Below are 23,645 nucleotides of genomic sequence, written 5' to 3'. Positions count from 1 at the left end.
CAACGCGCGCAAGAAAAAAGCCCTGCCGAACGGCAGGGCTCCCTCTCCAGTCATCACAAGATCGCTACTCGACCTTCAGGCCGGCGAACTCGACCACCTTCTTCCACTTCTCGGTCTCGGCCTTGATTTCCTCGCCGAACGCCTCCGGCGTCTGCACCCGCGGCTCGCCGCCGAGCTCGACCAGGCGCTTGGTCATGTCGGGCTCCTTCATCAGCGTGTTGATCTCGCTGTTGAGCTTGGCGATGATCTCCTTCGGCGTGTTCTTAGGTGCCCCAATGCCGAACAGCGCGCTGGCCTCATAGCCCTTGACGGTGTCGGCGATCGGCTGCACGTCGGGCAATTGCGGCGAACGTTCCGTGGTGGTGACGCCGATCGCGCGCAGCGAGCCGGAGCGGATGTGCTGGATGATCGAGGGCATGTTGTCGAAGATCACCTGCACCTGGCCGCCGAGCATGTCGGTGATCGCGGGCGCCGCGCCGCGATAGGGCACGTGCTGCATCTTGCAGCCGGTCATCGCCATGAACATCTCGCCGGAGAGATGCACCGAGGTGCCGTTGCCGGACGAGGCCATGTTGACCTTGCCGGGGTTGGCCTTCACATATTCGATGAACTCGGCGACGTTCTTGGCCGGCACGTCCTTGTTGACGGTCATCACGTTCGGCACGCGCTGGAACGAGGCGATCGGCGCGATGTCGCGCACGAAGTTGAACTTGAGGTTGGTGTACAGCGAGGCGTTGATGTAGTTGGCCGGATTGACCATTTGCAGCGTGTAACCGTCGGGCTCGGCGTTGATGACCGATTCGGTGGCGATATTGTTGCCGGCGCCCGGCTTGTTCTCGATCACGAATTGCTGGCCGAGCTTTTCCGACAGCCGCTGTCCGATCAACCGTGCCAGGATGTCGGTGGCGCCGCCCGGCGGATAGCCGACCACCCATTTCACCGGACGGGCCGGATAATCGGCGGCAAGGGCCTTCGACAGCGGGGTGGCTGCAAGCGGACTGGCGGCGAGCAGGCCCAGCGCGGTACGGCGAGTGATCATCTCAAGGGTTCTCCCAGTGTTGTTCTTGAAGGGCCGTTGTTCTTGAAAGCCGGATAGCTTGAAAGTGGCGTCGGCGCGGTTGTAACAAAGCTTGCCGCGGGCGGAAAGTGCGCGGGGCGCATCACGACGAAAGGATAAGGCATGCCGGTCAAGGTCGAAGCCCTGGATCATCTCGTGATCAACGTCGCCGATGTCGCGGTGACCGCCGAGTGGTACCGCAAGATTCTCGGCATGGAAGTCAAGGTATTCGACCCCGGCGGCGGCAAAGCGCCGCGGACTTCCCTTCAATTCGGTAACCAGAAGATCAACGTCCGGCCGCGCGATGCGGACAAGGTGGAGTGGTTCACCGCCGACCATCAGACCGCCGGCAGCGAGGATCTGTGCTTCCTCACCTCCTCCGCTCCGGACGAGGTGGTGGCGCATTTGAAGGCACATGGCGTCGCGATCGAGGAAGGCCCGGGCCCCAGGCAGGGCGCCCGCGGCACGCTGCGCTCGGTCTATTGCCGGGATCCGGATGGGAGCTTGATCGAGATCTCGTCGTACGAAAACTAGACTCGTCATTCCGGGGCGGTGCGCAGCACTGAACCCGGAATCTCGAGATTCCGGGTCTGGTCCTTCGGACCATCCCGGAATGACGACGGAGAGAGCGAGCGCGCGGTCACTGGCGCATACGCACCCCCGATTTGCTCCCCGCGTCATCCAATGGCAGGAAGACGCAATAATCAAAAGGCAGCCGCCAGCAAGATGCAGGCTGCACGGGAGGTCGCCATGCCTGTTCAACACACCGCAGCCGGAATCGTGGGTCCGTTCGACGGGCTCGACGTGCCCTGGCTGCTGAGGCTGCGCGCCGAGGTCCGGCGTGATCATCCGTTCCTGATCTGGGCGCCGTTCGATGCGCCGGCGCGGCGCTGGAGCTATGGCGAGTTTCACGAGCGGGTCGGCGCGCTCGCGGCGGGGCTGGCGAAGCGCGGCGTGAAGCCCGGCGAATATGTGCTCATTCACCTCGACAATTGCATCGAGGCGATGCTGGCCTGGTTTGCCTGCGTCGAGCTGGGGGCCATCGCAGTCACCACCAACACGCGCTCGGCGCCGGCGGAGATCGCGTATTTCGCCGATCATTGCGGCGCGGTCGCCGCGATCACGCAGCCGGCCTATGCGGAGATCGTCGCGCAGAACTGCCGCAACATCCGCTGGATGGCGGTGACGTCGCATGATGCGGGTGCGACGGCTGCACAGGCGGTCTCGCGCGGCGACAGTTTTGAATCGCTGTTCGCCGACAGCGCCGACCGTCCGGGGCGCGCGACCGATCCGCTGGCGCCGTGCAGCGTGCAGTACACCTCCGGCACGACGTCGCGCCCCAAAGCAGTGCTATGGACTCACGCCAACGCGCTGTGGGGCGCCAAGATCAACGCCGGGCATGAGGATCTCCATGCGGGCGACGTGCATCAGGCCTATCTGCCGCTGTTCCACACCAATGCGCTGGCCTACTCCATGCTGGCGACGCTGTGGGTCGGGGCCACCTGCGTGATCCAGCCGCGCTTCTCCGCGAGCCGGTTCTGGGGCGTCGCGCGCGAACACGGTTCGACCTGGACCTCGACCATTCCGTTCTGCATGAAGGCGCTGCTCGAGCAGGAGATCCCGAAGAACCACACATTCCGCCTGTGGGGCACCGCGATCAACGAACCGCCCGCCTTTGCCGCCTTCGGCGTCAAGATGATCGGCTGGTGGGGCATGACCGAGACCATCACCCACGGCATCGTCGGCGAGGTCGACCAGCCCAACATACCGATGTCGATCGGCCGCGCCGCGCCCGAGTATCAGATCCGCATCACCGACGATGACGGCCGGCCGACCGAGGTCGGCGACACCGGCAATCTCGCGATCAAGGGCATTCCCGGCCTGTCGCTGTTCGCCGAATACCTCCACAACGAGAAAGCCACGCGCGAAAGCTTCGACGCGCACGGCTTCTTCCTCACCGGTGACCGCGTCGAGCGACTGGAAAACGGCTTCATCAAGTTCGGCGACCGCGCCAAGGACATGCTGAAGGTCGGCGGCGAGAACGTCGCGGCCTCCGAGATCGAGCAGGTGATCGCGCTCGTCCCGGGCGTGCACGAGGCGGCGGTGGTGGCGAAGAAGCATCCGATGCTGGACGAGGTGCCGGTCGTCTTCATCATCCCGCATGGCGGCGTCGCGGCTGCGCCACTCGATTTCCATGACCGCGTGATGGCCGCCTGCCGCAAGGGCCTCGCCGACTTCAAGCTGCCGCGCGAGATCAGGCTGGTCGACGACATGCCGCGCTCGACGCTGGAGAAGGTGGCGAAGGCGGAGCTCAGGAAGATGGTGGGGTAGCGCGACGCCGCCAAACGGAAAACTGCCGTAGGGTGGGCAAAAGCGCGTCAGCGCCGTGCCCACGTTCTTGGAAGTGGTGGGCACGCTTCGCTTTGCCCACCCTACGGCAGCTACGGCATCTCGCCTAAAACGACCCCAGCGCCACCGGGCGGAACGCCTGGAGCAGCTGCTGGTCGAGCTTGCCGCCCATGCCTTCCATCATGGTGAAGGCGCGGGAGTGGGTGAACGGCATGCGGTAGGCACGCTTTTCCACCAGGGCGGCATAGATGTCGACGATGGTCGTCAGCCGCACGATGTCGCTGATCTGGTTCGACGACAGGCCGTTGGGATAGCCGCTGCCGTCGAGGAATTCGTGGTGATGCAGCACGACATCCAGCATCTCCGGCGGGAAGCCGCCCTGGGCTGCGAGCGCGTCATAGCCGCGGCGCGGATGCTGGCGGACCTCGGCCATCTCCTCGTCGGTGAGCTTGCCGGGCTTGTCGAGCAGCACGGAGGGAACGAAGGCCTTGCCGACGTCGTGCAGCAGCGCGGCGCGGGTCAGGCGGCGCTGGTCGTCCTCGCGCATGCCGAGATGCTGCGCGAAGGCGACCGCAAAGCCGGTGACGAACAGGCAGTGGCGATAGCTGCCGACGTGATGGCAGCCGACCGTGGTGAGCCATTCGCGCAGCGAGGAGTGCTTGATCGCCTTCAGGATCTTGCTCTCGGCGGCGATGACGTCGTCGAAGGTCAGGGGCACGCCGAGCGGCAGCTTCTCGAACATTTTTGCGAGCACCGCATGCGCCGCCTCGACACCGCGGTTGAGGGTCTTGCCGCGATCGGTCGCGTCATAGGTGGCCGTGTCGGGAAACGCGGCGCGGATGCGCTGCAGGATGGCGTCGGGCTGCAGCGGACGCGAGATCGTGTCGGTCGCTCCAAGCGCCCACGCCTGCATGGTGCCGTGATGCAGGGCGTCCGCGAGCACGAACAGCCGCGGCATCGAGCGATAGGCATCGCCGCGCAGCTTGTTGCGCACCCGCTGCACGCTCTCGGGCGAGCGCAAATTGATGTCGACCACGAGGCCGGAGAGATCGCGCGACGGCTGCTCGGGGATGTCCTGGGTGGTCACCGTCGAAACCTCGCCGACCGCCTTCAAAATGCTGGCGAGCTCGGTGCTCTCGTCGCTCCGGTCGGAGGCGAGCAGAAGCCGGCGTTTGGCGGCGGTTTTGGCTGGCGCGTTCATGGCTTCCCCAAAGACACGGGACGGGATTTGGCGTCAGCCTAAGCCGGATCAGGTTCTCCGGGCCTTAAGAGGCGTGCTCAATGGAACCCTGCAGTTTTGGGAGCAATTTTAGGGAATCCGGGTTCCGGGGCCGGAACTGAAGAGCGGCGAAAACAACCCCATGCACAGTAGGACGGCCATTGTAAATGCTGGGCTTTTTCGAGCGCAAAGATCTCATGCGCAAGGGCATGTCGCGCGATCGAAATGATCCCGGCTAGAATGAACGAGAAACAAGATGGGCAGGAAACCATGCCAAAGATCGATCGGGACGGCGTCGGGATCTACTATGAGGTTCACGGCGAGGGCCCGCCGTTGCTGCTCACCCACGGCTACTCCTCGACCTCGGCGATGTGGCATGGACAGGTCGATGCGCTCGCGATGAACCACAAGCTGATCTTGTGGGACATGCGCGGCCACGGCCAGTCCGATTACCCTGACGATCCCGAGGCCTACAGCGAAGCGCTCACGGTCGGCGACATGGCCGCGATCCTCGACGCCGTCGGCGCGGAGCGCGCCATCATCGGCGGTCTCTCGCTGGGCGGCTACATGTCGCTCGCGTTCTACCGCGCCCATCCGGAGCGCGCCCGCGCGCTCTTGATCATCGACACCGGCCCCGGCTTCAAGAAGGACGACGCGCGCGAGGCCTGGAACGTGCGTGCGCTCGCGACCGCCGACAGGCTCGACCGCGAAGGCCTCGACGTGCTGAAGCAGGCGACGCGCGAGCGCGCCACGGCCAGCCATCGCAACGCCAGGGGGCTGGCGCTTGCCGCGCGCGGCATGATGACCCAGCGCGATGCGCGCGTGATCGAGCTGCTCCCTGATATCAAGGTGCCGTCGCTGATCGTGGTCGGCGCCGACGACACCCCGTTCCTCGCCGCGTCCGACTACATGGCGGCAAAAATCCCCGGCGCACAAAAGGTCGTGATCCCCGCCGCCGGACACGCCGTCAATATCGATCAGCCCCAGGCTTTTGTTGACGCGGTCGAGCCTTTCCTGAAGAACTTGCCCGGGTAGGCCGGCCAGAAGGATATTAGGCAATGAAGCGGGCGATGGTGGTTGCGGGCGCAATGTTGCTGTCGATGTCTGCGCAGGCCGAGCCGTTCGGCGCCGTGCCGCCGCGCCAGCCTTTCGTCACCACATTGTCGAACAACACGCCTCTCGCCTTCGGCATGGACGCCGAGCAGACCGCGCGCGCCCTCGGACAGCCGCTGCAATATGTGCGCGGGCGACCCGGCAACGAGGTCTATCTCGCGCTCCGCAACATCGGCGGCAGCGGGCTGATCCCCTATCGCCACCGCCTGTTCCTGCAATTCCGCCATGGACGGCTGGCGGGATGGAAGGAGGACTACGGCGAGAACTGGATGTGGGAGTGAGGTGCTGCCCCTCATCCTGAGGAGCTTGCGCAGCAAGCGTCTCGAAGGATGATGGCCCCGCTGCTGCATCTCGGCCTTTCATCCTTCGAGACGCGCGCGAAGGGCGCGCTCCTCAGGATGAGGGGAGAGACTGAGTTCGTAGTAACCAAGAAGGACAACCCGCGTGGGACAGGACATCAAACTGACGGCTTCCGATAATTTCCAGTTCGGCGCCTATCGCGCCGATCCCACAGGCAGCCCAAAGGGCGCAATCGTGGTGATCCAGGAGATTTTTGGCGTCAACCATCACATCCGCTCGGTCTGCGATCGCCTGGCCAAAGAGGGCTATGTCGCGATCGCGCCATCGATCTTCGACCGGACCACGCCGAACTTCCAGTCCGGCTATACGCCCGACGAGATCGCGGAAGCACGCAAGTTCGTCGCCAATCCGGACTGGGCTGCGATGCTGCGCGACACGCAAGCTGCGATCGATGCGGTGAAGTCTGTCGGCCCGGTCGGCATCATCGGATTCTGTCTCGGTGGCAGCATCGCCTTCGTCGCGGCGACGCGGCTGTCGGGACTGAAGGCCGCGGTCGGCTATTACGGCGGCGCGGTCGTGCGCTTCGCCGATGAGACGCCGAAGGCGCCAACGCAGCTGCATTTCGGCGAGAAGGATGCCGGCATTCCGCTGACCGATGTCGCGACGATCAAGACCAGGCGGCCGGACGTCGAGGTCTTCATCTATCCCGGCGCGCAGCACGGCTTCCATTGCGACGAGCGGCCGAGCTACGACAAGGCGAGTTCCGACATCGCCTGGCCGCGCAGCCTGGAATTTTTCGCGAAGCATTTGGCGAAGTAGCGCCCGTCCCTCTCCTCTTGTCATTCCGGGGCGCGACGAAGTCGCGAGCTATGGTGCGCAATTGCGCACCTGAGAATCCATAACCCCAGTTCGTGGTTATGGATTCCGGGCCTGCACCGCTTCGCGGCGCATCCCGGAATGACGAAGCAGAGAGTTGTGCCATCCCTCAAAGCAGGAATCGGGTGGCTGCATCATGGCGCACGGCGATAGAGCTGGCCGATCAACTCACGCCGGGAGATCGCCATGCAGCAGGCCAATACGAACCTCGTCATCCGCAATCCGTTCGGAACCATGGACGTCCCTGCGCCCAGTGATTCCGAGGTGATGGACTACGCCGTTTCCGCCACGCTTGCCGGCGATGCCGCGGACGTCAACGCGGCGCAATGGGCATCCATCGGCGCATCATCCGATCCACTCGAAGGCATCTGGGCGAGCCGCTGGAACGGTGGCGCCGATCCGACCATTGCGGGTGATACGCCGGACAAATGGAAAGAGGGGCGCGCCGAAGTTCGGGTTGCGGGCGGGCGCATCTATCTGCGGTTCGACTGGGACCATGGCCGCCGGCACGGGCTGATCGATGCCGCGCGCGACGACACCGGCCGGCTGATCGGCAAGTACATCAACCTCACCAATCCCGCGATCATGCGGCCGTGGGTCGGGCGCGTGGTCGACGCCGGCAGGATCGATGGATGTTTTCCGAACGGACGGCTGGATTTTCGGAGGTGAACTCCTGGCGGAGCGCGCTTTTCTATCCCCCGTCATTCCGGGGCGCGCGAAGCGCGAACTCTGGTGCGCACTTGCGCACCTGAGAAGCTCGAGATTCCGGGTTCGATGCTGGCGCATCGCCCCGGAATGACGGCGGGTTTCAGAACCAGCGCTCGCCGACGAACACGGTGTCGCCGGGCGCAAGCGGCGTGCCGAGCGGCACCACGGCGCGCATGGCGCCGCCGTTCTCGCTGTGCGTCACGGTGACCACGTCGCGCTTGGCGCGCGGCGAGAAACCGCCGGCGATGGCGACGGCGCTTTCGACCGTCATGTTCGGCACATAGGGATATTGGCCGGGCGCGGAGACTTCGCCGAGGATGAAGAACGGGCGATAGGTGTCGATCTCGACGGCAACCGAGGGTTCGCGGATGTAGCCGTTGCGCAGGCGCGCCCCGATCTCGCCGGCGAGGCCTGCGGTGGTGCGGCCGCGCGCAGGCACCGCGCCGATCAGCGGCATGGTGATGGAGCCGCCGGCATCGATGGCGTAGCTGTTGGTGAGACCTTCCTGGCCGTAGACCACGACGCGGAGCTTGTCGCCGGCGTCGAGATGATAGGAAGCGTCGTAGCGTCCTGGTGCCGCCATCGGCGCGGCGTAGCCGACCGGCATGGGCGCGGGCGCGGAGGCGAAGGAGTTGCGCAGCGCGCCGATGGCGCCGCCGCCGTCGGCGACGACGACCGGCTGCGGCGCGCTGTAGGGCTGGCCATAGGCCATCGAATCGAGATCGGGCCGGGGCTGCACCATCGCGACGGGGCCGGCGGTCTGCATGCAGCCGCCAAGGGCAAGCGCGGCGGACGCTGCCAGGGCCACTGCCGAGATCGACCATCGAAACGCGCGTGCAACCGGCACCGGACCTGTCCCTCGAAACGAGATGGCTCCAGTGATGCACCGGTTATGGTTAATAAAGCGTTGAGGGGCGGCGACGGTGCGATCGTGCCTGCTACGCAGACGGTGCGCCCCCTCTCCCGCTTGCGGGAGAGGGTTGGGGAGAGGGTGTCTCCACACAGAGACTCCCCAAGAGGAGAGAGCCCTCTCCCGCATTGCATCTCACGATGCAATGCGACCTCCCCCGCAAGCGGGGGAGGTGCAGCGAGCCCGGAGCAGGCTTCCGCGACTTAAAACTACACGCTCACGCCGACGCCGATCGGGCAGGACACGCCGGTGCCCCCTAAGCCACAATAGCCGGCGGGATTCTTCGCCAGATATTGCTGGTGGTAGTCCTCGGCGAAATAGAATTCGCCGGCGGGGGCGATCTCGGTGGTGATGGCGCCGAGACCTTTTGCGGCAAGCGCCTTCTGGTAGAGCGCCTTGGACTCGTCGGCCGCTTGCTCCTGCGCATCCGAGTGAGTGTAGATCGCGCTTCGGTACTGCGTGCCGACGTCGTTGCCCTGGCGCATGCCCTGCGTCGGGTTGTGGCTCTCCCAGAACGTCTTCAACAGGCGCTCGTAAGAGATCTTGCTCGGATCGAACACGACCAGCACCACTTCGGTGTGGGCGGTGCGGCCCGAGCAGACTTCTTCATAGGTCGGGTTCGGCGTGTGGCCGCCGGCATAGCCGACGGCGGTGGTGTAAATGCCGTCGCCGAGCTCCCAGAATTTGCGCTCGGCGCCCCAGAAGCAGCCGAGCCCGAACACCGCCTGCTCGAGGCCGGCGGGATAAGGCGGCTGCAATTTGCTGCCGTTGACGAAATGAGTGGTCGCAGTCGGGATGGCTTGCGCACGGCCCGGCAGCGCTTCAGCTGCGCTCGGCAATGCGGTGGTCTTGCGCATGAACAGCATGATCGGATCTCCGAAACGAGCTGTCCGTCGCGTGAGCCAGATGCTCAGGCGGCGTGCTCGCGATCAGGTGGGAATATAGGTGTTTACGCACGAAGGGGCAGCGTTGTTACGCCACGCCCCAAGAGGTGCTCAATCCCGGCGGGAATTGAGAGATCAATCCCGGCGGGAATTGAAAGATCAATCCCGGGTATAGCCGATCAGCGGCTTGCGCGGCCGGAACAGGACCATCAGCAGGATGCCCAGAATGCCGAGGACGGCGAAGACCGGCTGGTCCAGCACGAGGCGGACCACCGAGGTCCAGAGCCAGGGCGCCTTGGCCTCGACCCAGGTCCGGAATGCGGTCTGGCTGGCCTGGTTGATGTCGTTCCAGAACTGGCCAAACCGGGTGAACCGCAGGGTCTGGTCGGCGACCCAGCGGGCGCCGTCATAGACCATGAAGATGAACCCACCGGCGAGCAGCAACAGCCCAATCAGTCGGAAAAAGCCGCGGATCATGCCTCACCCTATACGGTCGTCCGATCGGACGAGCCCTGGAAACGCCGATGAAATGCCGCCAGCCAATAGCCGGAGGACGGCAGAAATTCAACCTCTTCAGGGCGTTACGGCCCCCGTCTGGCCCGTCTGAGGCCTGTTTTCCAGCCCGGAAAGCGTTGACGGTGCCACAGACCCTCTCTATAAGGGCGCCAACTGGCGGCGGGCGCAATCCTGCCGCCGCTGTTCTTTGAGCAGTTGCAGGCTCTTTAGGCCTCATGTTCCGGGAACGGCCCAGCAACCGAACACCCTAAATCCGAGCGTCGATTCCGCGGTCAAGCAAGCCGGCGCTACCCGACCAAGACGCGACCGGTACCCGCAAAGGATATTGAGACAATGGCCAATACCACTTCCGCCAAGAAAGCGACGCGCAAGATCGCCCGCCGCACCGCCGTCAACAAGTCGCGCCGCACCCAGATGCGCGGCGCCGTGCGCACTGTCGAGGAAGCCATCAAGACCGGCGATCGCGCCGCCGCCGTGAAGGCGCTGGCGACTGCCGAGCCCGCCCTGATGCGCGCCGCGCAGCGCAACATCATTCACAAGAACAACGCCAGCCGCAAAGTCTCGCGCCTCACCGCGCAGATCGCCAAGCTCGCCAAGTGAACTTGCAAGTAAGCTCGCAGGTGAGCTTGCGACATCATCCGATCGGTTGATCCGATCAGCACGACAAAGAGCCCGGCATCGCGCCGGGCTTTTTCGTTGCCTGTCATATTCACGCAAGCGGTCACGCGCCTCGCAATCTCCGCGTGGGAGATTTGCATCGTCCGCATTATGATGCGTTCCGCAGTTCTACCTGCGGGTGATGTTGCAGCAGCGGAAAACTTTCACCGCGCTGCGAAAGACCCTTGTGAGAAACCCTTGCGAGGCAGGCGCAAGTTGAATTCCCGCGCGCAACAGTTCTCAACACCGTAGTTTCACTGGAACACGTTTCGCGATGGGTTACCCTGCGAAACGAGACTCAAAAAACGGTGTCTCGATAATCACTTATCGACATAGCGCGCACAACCATTTGGAAAATTCGTTCGCGCGGCGCACGCGTGACGTTTTTGTAAAAATTTTTTGGCGATGGCGGAGAATTGTCACATGACGCGCGCGTCGTTCGATTCTGCGCGCTGATTCAAACTCTTGGTCTCGAGCCTGTGCACAAGTCCCGCGCGGCGTTAACGCTGGTCAAGTTTTTAGTTGTCTCAACTCTGAATCAATTCGATTGCGAGTCTTTCCGCTTAGTGTATTCCTTAAGTCGTTCGCGGCGCCCACGATCTTGAGACCAGCGCGGTATCGGAAACGGGGCGAGCGTGCAAATCGGCGGCGGTGTGCACGTTGGCGACGCTTCAACAAGCGATTGTCGGTTCAAAACCCATAGCAATGTGGGAACGGTAGCTCTTTGTCTGAATGTCTCCAAGCGGGATCTCAAATATCTCGCTCGCGCCAGGCGCACATGAGAGACATCTTGCAGCTACCCCGACATTCGTGATGGCGAAGCCGAACGGACGATAGTGCAGACGGGCAGGCATCCGCGACAGGAATACGGCGCGGTTGTCTTTTACGCAGGACCTTGCCGTGAGCAATCACGGCAGGACGGGGAGGGTATCATGTCCTACGGATTCAACGCGGTATTGACTCAAGTTCCATCGTTCGACGATGCCGTTTCCGATCCGTCCTGCGTTCAGCCTCCTACATGCACGGGCGCGTCGAGTACGCGCTGACCTCGCGACCCCTCCATCAAAGACATCGCTGATCTGACCCGCGGCGCTTTGCGCCGAACGGTCGAGCCATGCCTGACGATGGACTCGCTCGAGGTCGCGTCATTTGCGGGGATTTCGGCAGGAACCCTGCATGGCGCTCACAAATTCAATCTGAGCTCTCAAGAGAAGTTTTGACGATGAACACATCGGAACAGGATCGCTGGTCACGCGTGAAGGGTCGGCTGCGCTCGAGCGTTGGCGAAGACGTCTATACGAGCTGGTTTGCACGCATGGATCTCGAAGGCGTGCAGGAAGAGAGCGTGCGGCTCTCGGTGCCGACCCGCTTCCTGAAGAGCTGGATCCAGGCCCATTATGCCGAGCGCGTGCTGTCGTGCTGGCAGGCCGAGATGCCGGAAGTGCATCGCATCGACCTCACCGTTCGCTCCGCCGTGCGCCCGGTGGCGCCGCCGAAGGAAGCGCCCGCGCCGGTCGAAGCACGCCGTGCGCCCGCGCCCGAGCTGCGCTCGACCGCGACCGCGCCGGTCTCGGCCAATCATGACGCGCTCGGCGGCTCGCCGCTCGATCCGCGCCTTACCTTTGCAAGCTTCGTCGTCGGCCGCTCCAACACGCTGGCCCATGCGGCCGCGCGCCAGGTTGCCGAGGGACGCCGCGGCGATCCCGTGATGTTCAACCCGCTCTACATCCATGCCGGCGTCGGCCTCGGCAAGACGCATCTGCTCCAGGCGGTGACCTGGGCCGGCAATTCCGGCAACGAGCGCAAGGTGCTGTATCTCACCGCCGAAAAATTCATGTACGGCTTCGTCGCCGCGCTGAAGACGCAGACGGCGCTGGCCTTCAAGGAAGCGCTGCGCGGCATCGACGTGCTCGTGATCGACGATCTGCAGTTCCTGCAGGGCAAGTCGACGCAGGCCGAGTTCTGTCACACGCTGAACGCGCTGATCGACGCCGGCCGTCAGGTCGTGATCGCGGCCGACCGTCCGCCGTCCGATCTCGAAAGCCTCGACGATCGCGTGCGTTCGCGGCTTGCCGGCGGCCTCGTGGTCGAGATGGGCTCGCTCGGCGAGGAGCTGCGCCACGGCATTCTCAAGTCGCGCGTCGCCGCTGCCCGCGCCCATCACGCGACCTTCGACGTGCCGGAGGAGGTGCTGCATTATCTCGCACGCACCATCACCCATAACGGCCGCGACCTCGAAGGCGCGATCAACCGCCTCCTGGCGCACTCCAAGCTCAACAACCAGCCGGTGACGCTGGAGATGGCCGAGCGCGAGGTGCGCGACCTGGTCCGGCCGCAGGAGCCGAAGCGGATCAAGATCGAGGACATCCAGCGCGTGGTGGCCCGGCAGTACAATGTCAGCCGCTCCGACCTGCTCTCCTCGCGCCGCACCGCCAACGTGGTCCGCCCGCGCCAGGTGGCGATGTACCTCGCCAAAACGCTGACCCTGCGCTCGCTGCCCGAGATCGGCCGCCGCTTCGGCGGACGCGACCACACCACGGTGCTGCACGCCGTACGCAAGATCGAGGCACTGGTTTCCAAGGACACCGCGCTGTCGGAGGAAGTGGAGTCGCTGAAGCGCCAGCTTCAGGAATAAAGGCCTATTTCTTTCACCTCTCCCCATTTCCTTCACCTCTCCCCGCTCCTGTCCGCCGAAGCCTTGGCGAAGGCGGATGCGGGGAGAGGTCGAATTCGATCGCAGATCGAATTCGGGTGAGGGGGTACAGGTCCCTCGACATGGTCATACGCGGAGAGAGGCCCCTCACCCCAACCCTCTCCCCGTAAGAACGGGGCGAGGGAGCGCACCTGTGTCTGGGCGACGGTTACGCTTCTGCCTGTAAATCGTGGGGGAACTGCCCCCGATCTCTTGAATCCGGGGGCCATCCGAGCCACCTTGCGCGACCCGGACGGCTTTGGTCATATCGGCTGGATGACCCCGGCCTGCCGGGGGTCTTCGGTGCCGTGGTGCGCGTCCCGCCGCCCGGCCTTCTCAACGCTGTGTTTTCTTGGGGATCGGGCGAGTAGTGCAATGAAGGTTACGGTCGAACGCGCGCAACTCCTGAAGTCACTGGGCCATGTCCACCGCGTGGTCGAGCGCCGCAACACGATCCCGATCCTCGGCAACGTGCTGGTCCGAGCCGAGAACGCCAAATTGTCGCTGAAGGCGACCGACCTCGACCTGGAGGTGACGGAAACGCTGGCCGCGGAAACCGCCACCGCCGGCTCCACCACCGTGCCGGCGCACATGTTCTACGACATCGTGCGCAAGCTGCCTGACGGCTCGCAGATCGTGCTGGAAGCCGACGGCGACCGCGCCGTGCTGGCGATCCGCGCCGGCCGCTCGCGCTTCACGCTGCAGACGCTGCCGGAGAATGATTTCCCGGATCTGGCCGCCGGCGACATGTCGCATTCCTTCTCGCTCGCCGCCAAGGACGTCAAGCGGCTGATCGACCGCACCCAGTTCGCGATCTCGACGGAGGAGACGCGCTACTATCTCAACGGCATCTATCTGCACGCCGCCGGCACGGCCAAGGCCGCGACCCTGCGCGGCGTTGCCACCGACGGCCACCGCCTCGCCCAGCTCGACCTGGTGCAGCCCAAGGGCGCCGAGGGCATGCCCGGCGTGATCGTGCCGCGCAAGACGGTCGGCGAGGTACAGCGCCTGATCGAGGACACCGACGCCGAGATGACGATCGAGCTGTCGCAGGCCAAGATCCGCTTCACCATCGGCAACGTCGTGCTGACCTCGAAGCTGATCGACGGCACCTTCCCCGACTATGGCCGCGTCATTCCGCAAGGCAACGACAAGGAGCTCGTCGTCGACAAGAAGGACTTTGAGAACGCGGTCGACCGCGTCTCCACCATCTCCAGCGAACGTGGGCGCGCGGTCAAACTGTCGCTGTCGGCGGGCAAGCTGGTGCTGTCGGTGACCAACCCGGATTCCGGCAGCGCGACCGAAGAGCTCGAGGTCGAATACGCCTCCGACGCCCTCGATATCGGCTTCAACTCCCGCTATTTGCTCGACATCGCCGCCCAGATCGAAGGCGAGGTCGCAACGCTCAGGCTCGCCGACCCCGGCTCGCCCACCCTGGTCCAGGACCGCGACGACAAGAGCGCACTGTACGTGCTGATGCCGATGCGGGTGTGAGGGGCGCTCTCTCGACCATCCATCGGAGCCGTAGGGTGGGCAAAGCTTCCGCCGTAGCTCGAAGAGCGAAGGCGAAAGCGTGCCCACCATGCAACGGCACGTATCGCGGCGAAACGTGGGCATGGTGCGCGCAGAGCGCGCCTTTGCCCACCCTACGGCATGCTCCCGCAAAGGGAGAGCGCGCGCCCATGACGAATAGAACATGACCCCCTCCCGCATTCATCGGCTGACGCTGACGCATTTTCGGAATTACCGGGCGGCGGGGCTCGAGACGGCGGCTGACATGGTGGCGCTGGTCGGGCCAAACGGGGCGGGCAAGACCAATTGCATCGAGGCGATCTCGTTCCTGTCGCCGGGCCGGGGCCTCCGGCGCGCCACGCTGGAGGACGTCGCCGACAACCAGGGCGACGGCTCATGGGCGGTGTCGGCGCAGGTCGAGGGCGCGCTGGGGCTCGCGACGCTCGGCACCGGCATCGATGCGCCGCGTGCAGACAGCCCGGTCAGCCGGCGCTGCCGCATCGACCGCGAGCCGGTGGGTTCGGCCACCAGCTTCGGCGACCACATCCGCATGGTGTGGCTGACGCCGGCGATGGACGGGCTGTTCATGGGCGCGGCCTCCGAGCGGCGGCGCTTCTTCGATCGCCTCGTGCTCGCCATCGACAGCGAGCATTCCAGCCGCATCAACGCGCTGGAACGCTCTCTCCGCTCGCGCAACCGCCTGCTCGAGACGCGCAATTACGACGACCATTGGTGCGATGCGATCGAGCGCGAGACCGCCGAGCTCGCCGTCGCGGTCGCCGCCACGCGCGGCCAGACCGCGGCGCGGCTGACCGGCATGCTCAACACACGCGCACAGCAATCCGCATTCCCGTCGGCGCAGATCGCGCTCGACGGCTGGATGGAGAATGCGCTGCTCCAGGAGACCGCGACGTCGGTCGAGGACCGCTACCGCCAGATCCTGCGCGACAACCGTCCACGCGATGCGATTGCCGGCCGCACCACCGACGGCCCGCATCTCACCGACCTCCAGGTGATCTATGCGCCGAAGAGCATGCCCGCGCGCGACGCATCCACGGGCGAGCAGAAGGCGCTCCTGATCGGCCTCGTGCTGGCGCACGCCACGCTGGTCGCCGAGATGACCGGCATCGTGCCGCTGCTGCTGCTCGACGAGGTCGTCGCCCATCTCGATCCGAACCGGCGCGCCGCGCTGTTCGACGAGCTGCGCAAGCTCGGCGCGCAGGTCTGGCTGACCGGCGCGGACCCGGCCGCCTTCGTCGAGATTGGCGCCGGCGGCGAGGTGTTTGACGTCGAGAGCGGACGCGTATCGGCCCGGCGCTAGACTCCGCATTGAACCCGCTCGGTTCCGTCAGCGACTAGCTCTGCGAGGCCGCGCCGACGGTGTCGCAGCCGTTGCAATCGCGCAATGACATCACGCGCGATATCTCTGGAGAGAAAGATGCGGACGGTAAGGACCGGGGCGCACGCCCCGGCACGATGGCGGGCGTTTGCGTGCGGCCTCGTTTTCCTCGCGATCTGCATGCTCGCGGCAAGCACCAGCGCGTGGGCACCGCATCTGTCGACATTGCTCTCGGCCGAGCTCACGCCGGATCCCGAGGCCAAGCTGCCCGCGCCGACCCGCTACAGCTACAGAGGAATCCACACCACCGTGGTGAGCGGCATCGATGCCCCGCTCCGCACCAGGCTGGAGGCCACCGTGCCCGCCGAACTCGGCGACGTGCTCGCCTTCTATCGCACCGAGCTCGGCAAGCTCGGCTGGCACGAAAAGCCCGACGGCGCGGTGATCGCCGCCGATCACGTGCAGCTCACCTTCGCCTCCCCGCTGGGACCGGCGCGGCTGGCGCTCCACCGCAAGGACAACAGCACCGCGGTCGAGCTCGTGCAGAAGAATTCGGACACGGCGACCAGGGCGAACGTCATGCCCGAACCCGGCCAGGCCAAGGTGGTGTTCGCCAATATCGCCGAGACGGACGCCGTGCTCACGATCGACGCGCGGACCATCACGCGCGCCCGCGGCGCCAACGCCGTCGCGCTGGATCTGCCGCCGGGCAAATATCCTTACGAAGTGAACGTGCCGGGCCACGCGGCCCATACCAACACCCTCGTCATCGCGGCCGGCGATACCTGGGAGCTCACGGTCGGACGCGACGGCGACGCGTGGTCACCGCTCCATCTGTATTGAGCCTGTCGCCTCTCGGTCAGCCCTTCGCGCCCGCTACCAGAATACCCGGTTGAACCTGCCCGGTTCCTGCCGCGACTTCTCATCCGAGGCCGCGCCGACGGTGTCGCTGCCTGCAATTGCGCGAGGGGTCGACCCGCGCGAAATCCAGGAGTTTTGGCGATGTCGATGATCAAGCGCGGGACGCAGGTCCCGGCACGCTGGCGGCTGCTTGCCTGCGGCCTTCTGCTCACGGCGGGCGCTTCGCTGCCGGCGCGCGCCGACGACGGCATCGTCGACGTCCACGCGCTGCCGCAGCTCGAGGGTGCGGTGGAGGATACCTCGCGCCCCGATCGCTACCGCGTCGAATATCGCATGCCGACGCCGGAAGCCGTGACATCGCCGGCGGTGAAGAAGCTTCTCAGCGCGGCCGGCTGGGTGCCCTATGTGCGCCCGCTGGAGGAGAAGAGCACCACGCTGAATTTCAAGAAAGGACGGCAGGGCCTGTCCGTTCATTTCACGCAGGCGCTCGGCCGGCCCGACCAGTCCGTGGTCTACTACTCGACCGACCGGATCTACGGCAACGTGCCGTTCCCCGACGGCGCCAGCGACATCATGTTCGACGGCACGAGACCCTATCTCGGCTGCATCGCGCCCAGCGCGCTCGAGGCAACATCGGACTTCTACAAGAGCCAGATGGATGCGATCGGCTGGCGCAAGCTCACGCCGAAAACGGCGGCGCGCTGGACGACCAGCCTGGACGAGACCGTCCCGAACGGCGTGCGCGCGTTCTACGAGCATGCCGACAGCGAGGCCACCGGCTTCTACAAGCAGAAGCCGGTCATGCTGACGCTGACGCGCCGCGACGACGGCCGCACCAATGTCGACATCCGCGTCGCGCCGTTCGCCTTGCCCAGCGAGCTCAAGGCCGATGGCGATCTTGCCGGCCTGCCGCGGCCGAATCCGACCAAGACGGCCAAAAGCCTCGGCAGCGCAAGCTCCAACAAGCGCGAGATGTCGGCGGCCGCGATGGCCGAGCTGCCCGCCGTGCTCGCCTTCTATCACCGCGAGCTCGCCGCGCGCGGCTGGCAGGAGGACGGCAGCGCGCCGCTCGCACCCGGCGACGAGGTCGCGATCAAGATCTCCAACACTGATGAAACCGGCGTGCTGCGGCTCGGCCGCAAATACGATTTCACCATGGTCAGCCTGACCGCGCAGGTGAAGGACTCCGCGCTCGCCGCCCGCGCCAAGGCGAAGAAGGAAGCCGACGAGAAATTCCTTGGGGATGCGCTGGGTGCGGCCAAGCAGCTCATCGCCGCCGACGAAGCGCAGCGCAAGGTGCAGGCGGCCGCGCTGTCCGATGCGCCGCTCAATGCGCTCGCCGACAGCAAGACGCCGGTGCCGTTGCCTGAGAACGCCGAAGGCGTGAAGTTCGAAGGCGGCGACGGCCGGCTCGAATTCTCCTCCACATCGAGCGTGAAGGCGCTCGGCACCTTCTACCGCGCTTCGTTGAAGAATGCGGGCTGGAAGGAGCAGCCCTCCGTCATCAACCAGCCCAACATGGCGGTGATGACGTTCTCGAAGGCCGGCAAGTCGATCTCGATGACCGTGATGCAGATGGGCCCGAAGGTGAATGTCAGCGCCAACGGCTCCGGCCTCATGGTGGCCGCCGCCAAGCCCGCGGCCGCCCCGGAGGTGCAGGCCAAGTCGTCCGAGCCGCTCAAGCCCGATCCCGAATCCCAGCTTCCCGTGCCGACGCAGCGGTCGTCGACCTCGCTCGCAACCACAAAACTGCCGGGCACGGAGACGCCGTTCCGCCGCGAGCTGGAAGCGAGCATTCCAGCCCCGCTCGGCGACGTGCTGGCGTTCTACCGCACCGAGCTTGGCAAGCTCGGCTGGCAGGAAAAGACCGAGGGCGCGACCGTGTCCGCGGAGCGCGCGCAGATCGACTTCACCTCGCCGCAAGGCCCGGCCGTGCTCAAGCTCGGCCGCGCCAGGGGCGAGACCACAGTCAATCTGGCGCAGAAGAATCCGGATGCCGCGACCAAGGCGGACATCATGCCCAGGCCGGGCCAGGCCAGGCCAGGCTGATGATCGGCAATATGGGCGACAAGGAAGCATCGCTCACGATCAACAAGCAGACCGTCAAGATCGCGGCCGGCGCCGGCGGCCCGCAATCGCCGAAAGGCCCGATGCTGGATCTGGCGCCCGGGACATACCAGTACGCGCTGCGGATGCCGGGGCGCCCGGCCCGCACCGAGACCCTCACGGTTGCCGCAGGCGATGCCTGGGGCCTCATGGTGGGTCCGACCGGCGAGGTGCTTCCGCTGCAGATGTATTGAGCCCGCCGCCTGAACCTATCGGGTTCGCGGGGCGACTAGTCATCGAGAAGCGGCGGCGACCGGGTCGCAGCCGCTGCATCGCGCGAAGATCACGACGCGCGATATCCCTGGAGAGTGGGCATGACGACGGTAAGGCGCGGGGCGAAAGTCCCGGCACGATGGCGGCTGCTGGTGTGCGCCCTCACTCTTCTCGCAGGCTGTTCGAAGGAGCCGCTGACGGCAGATCCCGCCGTCGAGATGCCGGCACCGAAGCAAAGCAGCTTCAGCCAATTCCACACCACGCAGGCGCATGGCGCCGAGGCCCCGTTCCGGCGCGAGATCGAAGCGCGCGTGCCCGCGGAGCTCAGCGAGGTACTCGCCTTCTACCGTAGAGAGTTCGGACAGCGCGGCTGGCAGGAGAAGCCGGATGACGCGGTGATCGCCGCCGATCGCGTGCAACTCGCCTTCGTCTCCCCGAAGGGCCCGGCCACCCTGAAGCTTGGCCGCGCCAAGGGCGAGACCACGGTCAGCCTGGCGCAAAGGAATCCGGAGGCCGCGGCCAAGGCCAATGTCCTGCCGACATCAGGACAGGCGCGGCTGATATTCGGCTATCTAAGGCCAGACGTGGCTTCGCTTGTGATCAACGATCAAACCATTGAGATCGCGGGCGGCGAAAACCATCCACAAGTGCTGGATCTGCCGCCCGGCACGTATTCCTACCAGCTGCGCGCGTGGGGCCTTCTACTGCGCACCGATACCATCACCGTGGCCTCAGGCGAGGCCTGGAGCCTCAGCGACGATAAGAAACCGTCCCAGATCTACTGAACCCCAGAGGCCTGTTCGGGCGCGCCGCCGCGCCTCGGAACACGCTCCTCACCCCCGCAAAATCCACGCCTTCAAGGGCCAAAAACAGGGTCTCGAATCGGGCTTTTCGTGGGCCTCGGAATCGGCCTTCTAACGCCTTGAAAACCGGCCCAAAAACTCTATCTGCTCAAAGGGTTGCCGGAAGATACTTTGCGCTAGGCGCAAGCGGTCTTTCATGGCACAAATAGCTCGCAAATCAGCGCCTTTTGCGCCGCTGATTCGGGCGACATTTCGAAGGCCTCTCATGACAGAACCTGCTCGGCAGCCCGCTGCCGAAAACGAGCCCTCCAATCCGAGCGAATACGGTGCGGAATCGATCCGCGTGCTCAAGGGTCTCGATGCCGTCCGCAAGCGCCCCGGCATGTATATCGGCGACACCGACGACGGCTCGGGCCTGCACCACATGGTGTACGAGGTCGTCGACAACGCGATCGACGAGGCGCTCGCGGGCCACGCCTCGCGCGTCGACGTGATCCTCAACGCCGACAATTCCGTCACCGTGCGCGACGACGGCCGCGGCATTCCCGTCGACATCCACAAGGGCGAAGGCATCTCGGCGGCCGAGGTCATCATGACCCAGCTGCACGCCGGCGGTAAGTTCGACCAGAACTCCTACAAGGTCTCCGGCGGCCTGCACGGCGTCGGCGTCTCCGTCGTCAACGCGCTGTCGAGCAAGCTCGGCCTGCGCATCTGGCGCGACGACAAGGAGCATTACATCGAGTTCGCCCATGGCGATGCGGTCGCACCGCTCAAGGTGGTCGGCGATGCGCCGGGCAAGCGCGGCACCGAGGTGACGTTCCTTGCCTCGACCGAGACGTTCAAGAACATCGAATATGATTTCGCCACGCTCGAGCACCGCCTGCGCGAGCTCGCCTTCCTCAATTCCGGCGTCAACATCGCCCTCTCCGACATGCGCCATGCGGTCGAGAAGCGCGAGGAGATGCACTATTCCGGCGGCGTCGAGGAATTCGTCAAATATCTCGACCGCAACAAGAAGGCGCTGGTGCCGACGCCCATCATGGTGCGCTCGGAAGCCAACGGCATCGGCGTCGAGGCCGCTTTGTGGTGGAACGACAGCTACCACGAGAACGTGCTGTGCTTCACCAACAACATCCCGCAACGCGACGGCGGCACGCATCTGGCCGGTTTCCGCGGCGCGCTGACGCGCCAGGTCAACGGCTATGCCGAGGCCAACGCGAAGAAGGAAAAGATCGCGCTCACCGGCGACGACTGCCGCGAAGGCTTGACGGCCGTGCTGTCGGTGAAGGTGCCTGATCCGAAATTCTCGTCGCAGACCAAGGACAAGCTGGTGTCCTCGGAAGTGCGTCCCGTGGTCGAGAACGTCCTCAACGAGGCGCTCCAGGCCTGGTTCGAGGAGCACCCGTCCGAAGCCAAGATGATCGTCGGCAAGGTGATCCAGGCCGCCGCCGCCCGCGAAGCCGCGCGAAAGGCGCGCGAGCTGACGCGCAAGAGCCCGCTCTCGGTCTCCTCCCTGCCCGGCAAGCTCGCCGACTGCCAGGAAAAGGATCCGGCCAAGTCCGAGCTCTTCATCGTCGAGGGTGACTCGGCAGGCGGCAGCGCCAAGCAGGGCCGCAACCGCGAGTTCCAGGCGGTGCTGCCGCTGCGCGGCAAGATCCTCAACGTGGAACGCGTCCGCCCCGACAAGATGCTGTCGAGCGAGCAGATCGGCACGCTGATCACCGCGCTCGGCACCGGCATCAGCGACGACTTCTCGGTCGAGAAGCTGCGCTATCACAAGATCATCGTGATGACGGACGCCGACGTCGACGGCGCGCACATCCGCACGCTGCTGCTGACGTTCTTCTACCGGCAGATGCGCGACATCATCGACGGCGGCTATCTCTATATCGCCCAGCCGCCGCTCTATAAGGTTTCGCGCGGCAAGTCCGAGCAGTATTTGAAGGACGAGCGGGCGCTGGAAGACTATCTGATCGACGCCGGGCTCGATGACTGCGTGTACATCCCCGGCACGGGCGGCGACCGTTCCGGCCGCGATCTGCGCGCGCTGGTCGACGACGCCCGCGTGGTCCGCAGCATCCTGCGCAATCTGCACAGCCGCTATAATCGCAAGGTGGTCGAGCAGGCCGCCATCACCGGCGTGCTGAACAAGTCGATCTACGGCAATCCCGAGAACGCGGCCGCGGCCGCGCAATACATCGCGAGCAGACTCGATAATCAGGCTGAAGAGGTCGAGCGCGGCTGGGTCGGGCAATTCGTCGAGGGCCAGGGTTTCCTGTTCGAGCGCACCGTGCGCGGCGTCAAGGAAGCGGCCATCATCGACGACGCGCTGCTCGGCTCCGCCGAGGCCCGCAAGCTCGACGAGTACACGACCAAGCTCCAGGACGTTTACGCCCGCTCCGGCAAGCTGCGGCGCAAGGACATCGAGCACGTGGTGCACGGCCCGTCCGACCTGTTCGAGGCGGTGACCGATTCCGGGCGCAAGGGCATCACGCTGCAGCGCTATAAAGGTCTCGGCGAGATGAACCCGGAGCAGCTCTGGGAGACCACGCTCGACACCGAGGTGCGCTCGCTGCTGCAGGTGAAGGTCAAGGAGGTCGACGAGGCCGACGACATCTTCACCAAGCTGATGGGCGACGTGGTCGAGCCGCGCCGCGATTTCATTCAGGAACATTCGCTCAGCGCGACGATCGATATCTGAGGCGGATGGCTTTGGATTTGATCTGCTAGCCAAGCATTCGCTGCACCTCTCCCGCTTGCGGGAGAGGTCGACGCGCCCCGGGCGATGCGAAGCATCGTCCCGCGCGCGGCGGGTGAGGGCTCTTTCCACCCGGGGACTATCTCGTTCGCGGCGATACCCTCTCCCCAGCCCTCCCCCGCAAGCGGGGGAGGGAGCACACCGAATTCGTGGCAGAAGCATCTGCTCCCATTGCCGCCTCCCTGAACCTCACGACCCACCATTACGACCAAGTGGCATGAACCCGTTGGCCAATTCCGGCCGGGAAGTGTCACGCCATGATCGCCTCAGCGACAACCAGTTCCGCCGCGTCATCACGCCGCCTCGGCATCATCGGCAGCATCGTCGGCGTGCTGGCGCTGATCGCGGCCGTTTTGCCGCGCTGGGTCGTGCCGATCGTGTTCCCGCCGCCGCCGGCGGACCAGGTCATCGTCGACACCGGCCATCGCATCAAGGACCGCGTGATCGCGAAGGTGAAGGGCGTGGAGTACCAGGCGCCCAAGGTCGAGAAATCGGCCGGACGAAGCTGGAGCGAAGCGGCTTCAGCCACAGCAATCTCGCTCGGCCTGCTTGCCATCCTGCTCTCTGTGCTCTCGCTGATCTTCCGGGAGGAGCGGCTTCTTGCCGCCGTCGCCGCCACGCTCGGTACCAGCGCCATCGCGATCGAAATCTCCTTCGTCCTGATCGGCGCGCTGATCCTGATCGCGATCCTTTATGTGGTCGGGAATATCATCGGGCTGTTCTGAGGCCCCGCTGAGGGCGCTCGACAAGCCCCGAACCGCGACCAGCGCAA

The 23,645-nt window shown here is 65.3% G+C and carries 19 protein-coding genes and 1 pseudogene; 15 read left to right on the top strand and 5 right to left on the bottom strand.

Going from position 1 to position 23,645, the window contains the following annotated elements; all coding sequences use genetic code 11:
- Positions 1-64 precede the first annotated feature (64 nt).
- The gene (locus ACVJ19_RS14215; RefSeq protein WP_453948604.1) at positions 65-1,039 is read right to left on the bottom strand and encodes a Bug family tripartite tricarboxylate transporter substrate binding protein; all 975 of its coding nucleotides are present in this window, start codon (positions 1,037-1,039) and stop codon (positions 65-67) included.
- Positions 1,040-1,180: 141 nt separating this feature from the next.
- On the opposite strand from ACVJ19_RS14215, the gene ACVJ19_RS14210 reads away from it, so the two are divergent.
- On the top strand, positions 1,181-1,591 hold the full coding sequence (locus ACVJ19_RS14210) for a VOC family protein (RefSeq protein WP_453948605.1): 411 nt from the start codon (positions 1,181-1,183) through the stop codon (positions 1,589-1,591).
- A 216-nt stretch (positions 1,592-1,807) separates the two neighbouring features.
- Positions 1,808-3,388: an AMP-binding protein gene (locus ACVJ19_RS14205; RefSeq protein ID WP_453948606.1), complete on the top strand. Its 1,581-nt coding sequence runs from the start codon at positions 1,808-1,810 to the stop codon at positions 3,386-3,388.
- Between the two features lie 124 nt (positions 3,389-3,512).
- Here the strand turns inward: ACVJ19_RS14205 and ACVJ19_RS14200 are convergent, their stop codons facing one another.
- Entirely contained in the window at positions 3,513-4,607 is a 1,095-nt protein-coding gene (locus ACVJ19_RS14200) for an HD-GYP domain-containing protein (protein WP_453948607.1), read from the bottom strand.
- A 288-nt stretch (positions 4,608-4,895) separates the two neighbouring features.
- On the opposite strand from ACVJ19_RS14200, the gene ACVJ19_RS14195 reads away from it, so the two are divergent.
- The 4 genes from ACVJ19_RS14195 (at position 4,896) to ACVJ19_RS14180 (ending at position 7,583) form a co-directional block, all read left to right on the top strand.
- Positions 4,896-5,660, top strand: a complete 765-nt coding sequence (locus ACVJ19_RS14195; protein ID WP_453948608.1) for an alpha/beta fold hydrolase — start codon at positions 4,896-4,898, stop codon at positions 5,658-5,660.
- Positions 5,661-5,683: 23 nt separating this feature from the next.
- Complete coding sequence (locus tag ACVJ19_RS14190; protein ID WP_453948609.1) at positions 5,684-6,019, top strand: hypothetical protein; 336 nt, start codon at positions 5,684-5,686, stop codon at positions 6,017-6,019.
- A gap of 163 nt (positions 6,020-6,182) precedes the next feature.
- Positions 6,183-6,857: a dienelactone hydrolase family protein gene (locus tag ACVJ19_RS14185; protein WP_453948610.1), complete on the top strand. Its 675-nt coding sequence runs from the start codon at positions 6,183-6,185 to the stop codon at positions 6,855-6,857.
- A gap of 243 nt (positions 6,858-7,100) precedes the next feature.
- Positions 7,101-7,583 carry a hypothetical protein gene (locus ACVJ19_RS14180; protein ID WP_453948611.1) on the top strand — a complete coding sequence of 161 codons (483 nt, stop codon included), beginning with the start codon at positions 7,101-7,103 and terminating at the stop codon, positions 7,581-7,583.
- A 139-nt stretch (positions 7,584-7,722) separates the two neighbouring features.
- Here ACVJ19_RS14180 and ACVJ19_RS14175 read toward each other — a convergent pair whose 3' ends face one another.
- The 3 genes from ACVJ19_RS14175 to ACVJ19_RS14165 form a co-directional block, all read right to left on the bottom strand.
- A complete protein-coding gene (locus ACVJ19_RS14175) occupies positions 7,723-8,469 on the bottom strand; it encodes a polysaccharide biosynthesis/export family protein (RefSeq protein ID WP_453948612.1) in 747 nt (248 codons plus the stop codon).
- Between the two features lie 272 nt (positions 8,470-8,741).
- Positions 8,742-9,398 carry a peptide-methionine (S)-S-oxide reductase MsrA gene (gene msrA, locus ACVJ19_RS14170; protein ID WP_453948613.1) on the bottom strand — a complete coding sequence of 219 codons (657 nt, stop codon included), beginning with the start codon at positions 9,396-9,398 and terminating at the stop codon, positions 8,742-8,744.
- Positions 9,399-9,575: 177 nt separating this feature from the next.
- Positions 9,576-9,893 (bottom strand): hypothetical protein, encoded by a 318-nt coding sequence (locus ACVJ19_RS14165; protein WP_453948614.1) that lies wholly within the window; start codon positions 9,891-9,893, stop codon positions 9,576-9,578.
- Between the two features lie 372 nt (positions 9,894-10,265).
- On the opposite strand from ACVJ19_RS14165, the gene rpsT reads away from it, so the two are divergent.
- From rpsT to ACVJ19_RS14120, 9 genes and pseudogenes are all read left to right on the top strand, one after another.
- A complete protein-coding gene (rpsT, locus tag ACVJ19_RS14160) occupies positions 10,266-10,532 on the top strand; it encodes a 30S ribosomal protein S20 (RefSeq protein ID WP_035704405.1) in 267 nt (88 codons plus the stop codon).
- Positions 10,533-11,811: 1,279 nt separating this feature from the next.
- Positions 11,812-13,224, top strand: coding sequence for a chromosomal replication initiator protein DnaA (gene dnaA / locus ACVJ19_RS14155; protein ID WP_211403469.1), 1,413 nt, complete (start codon positions 11,812-11,814; stop codon positions 13,222-13,224).
- A 432-nt stretch (positions 13,225-13,656) separates the two neighbouring features.
- Entirely contained in the window at positions 13,657-14,775 is a 1,119-nt protein-coding gene (gene dnaN / locus ACVJ19_RS14150; protein WP_271582895.1) for a DNA polymerase III subunit beta, read from the top strand.
- Between the two features lie 202 nt (positions 14,776-14,977).
- The gene (gene recF / locus ACVJ19_RS14145) at positions 14,978-16,114 is read left to right on the top strand and encodes a DNA replication/repair protein RecF (RefSeq protein WP_453948615.1); all 1,137 of its coding nucleotides are present in this window, start codon (positions 14,978-14,980) and stop codon (positions 16,112-16,114) included.
- A 117-nt stretch (positions 16,115-16,231) separates the two neighbouring features.
- Positions 16,232-16,975, top strand: coding sequence for a hypothetical protein (locus ACVJ19_RS14140; protein WP_453948616.1), 744 nt, complete (start codon positions 16,232-16,234; stop codon positions 16,973-16,975).
- Positions 16,976-17,134: 159 nt separating this feature from the next.
- A pseudogene (locus ACVJ19_RS14135) lies at positions 17,135-19,293 on the top strand (hypothetical protein).
- Between the two features lie 120 nt (positions 19,294-19,413).
- Positions 19,414-20,097 carry a hypothetical protein gene (locus tag ACVJ19_RS14130; protein WP_456739523.1) on the top strand — a complete coding sequence of 228 codons (684 nt, stop codon included), beginning with the start codon at positions 19,414-19,416 and terminating at the stop codon, positions 20,095-20,097.
- A gap of 283 nt (positions 20,098-20,380) precedes the next feature.
- Complete coding sequence (gene gyrB, locus ACVJ19_RS14125) at positions 20,381-22,816, top strand: DNA topoisomerase (ATP-hydrolyzing) subunit B (protein ID WP_453948618.1); 2,436 nt, start codon at positions 20,381-20,383, stop codon at positions 22,814-22,816.
- Between the two features lie 314 nt (positions 22,817-23,130).
- On the top strand, positions 23,131-23,598 hold the full coding sequence (locus ACVJ19_RS14120) for a hypothetical protein (RefSeq protein ID WP_453948619.1): 468 nt from the start codon (positions 23,131-23,133) through the stop codon (positions 23,596-23,598).
- The last annotated feature ends 47 nt before the right edge of the window (positions 23,599-23,645 follow it).

This window comes from Bradyrhizobium sp. USDA 376 (assembly GCF_054063675.1).
The sequence above is the reverse complement of the archived record's forward strand: the minus strand, read 5'-3'. Positions and strand labels throughout refer to the sequence as shown.

Coding starts and splice junctions, on each gene's coding strand:
- ACVJ19_RS14180 (WP_453948611.1), top strand. CDS start 7,101: ATGCAGCAGGCCAATACGAACCTCGTCATCCGCAATCCGTTCGGAACC.
- ACVJ19_RS14210 (WP_453948605.1), top strand. CDS start 1,181: ATGCCGGTCAAGGTCGAAGCCCTGGATCATCTCGTGATCAACGTCGCC.
- rpsT (WP_035704405.1), top strand. CDS start 10,266: ATGGCCAATACCACTTCCGCCAAGAAAGCGACGCGCAAGATCGCCCGC.
- ACVJ19_RS14140 (WP_453948616.1), top strand. CDS start 16,232: ATGCGGACGGTAAGGACCGGGGCGCACGCCCCGGCACGATGGCGGGCG.
- dnaA (WP_211403469.1), top strand. CDS start 11,812: ATGAACACATCGGAACAGGATCGCTGGTCACGCGTGAAGGGTCGGCTG.
- ACVJ19_RS14200 (WP_453948607.1), bottom strand. CDS start 4,607: ATGAACGCGCCAGCCAAAACCGCCGCCAAACGCCGGCTTCTGCTCGCC.
- ACVJ19_RS14215 (WP_453948604.1), bottom strand. CDS start 1,039: ATGATCACTCGCCGTACCGCGCTGGGCCTGCTCGCCGCCAGTCCGCTT.
- ACVJ19_RS14195 (WP_453948608.1), top strand. CDS start 4,896: ATGCCAAAGATCGATCGGGACGGCGTCGGGATCTACTATGAGGTTCAC.
- recF (WP_453948615.1), top strand. CDS start 14,978: ATGACCCCCTCCCGCATTCATCGGCTGACGCTGACGCATTTTCGGAAT.
- dnaN (WP_271582895.1), top strand. CDS start 13,657: ATGAAGGTTACGGTCGAACGCGCGCAACTCCTGAAGTCACTGGGCCAT.
- ACVJ19_RS14130 (WP_456739523.1), top strand. CDS start 19,414: ATGACGACGGTAAGGCGCGGGGCGAAAGTCCCGGCACGATGGCGGCTG.
- ACVJ19_RS14165 (WP_453948614.1), bottom strand. CDS start 9,893: ATGATCCGCGGCTTTTTCCGACTGATTGGGCTGTTGCTGCTCGCCGGT.
- ACVJ19_RS14190 (WP_453948609.1), top strand. CDS start 5,684: ATGAAGCGGGCGATGGTGGTTGCGGGCGCAATGTTGCTGTCGATGTCT.
- ACVJ19_RS14120 (WP_453948619.1), top strand. CDS start 23,131: ATGATCGCCTCAGCGACAACCAGTTCCGCCGCGTCATCACGCCGCCTC.
- msrA (WP_453948613.1), bottom strand. CDS start 9,398: ATGCTGTTCATGCGCAAGACCACCGCATTGCCGAGCGCAGCTGAAGCG.
- gyrB (WP_453948618.1), top strand. CDS start 20,381: ATGACAGAACCTGCTCGGCAGCCCGCTGCCGAAAACGAGCCCTCCAAT.
- ACVJ19_RS14205 (WP_453948606.1), top strand. CDS start 1,808: ATGCCTGTTCAACACACCGCAGCCGGAATCGTGGGTCCGTTCGACGGG.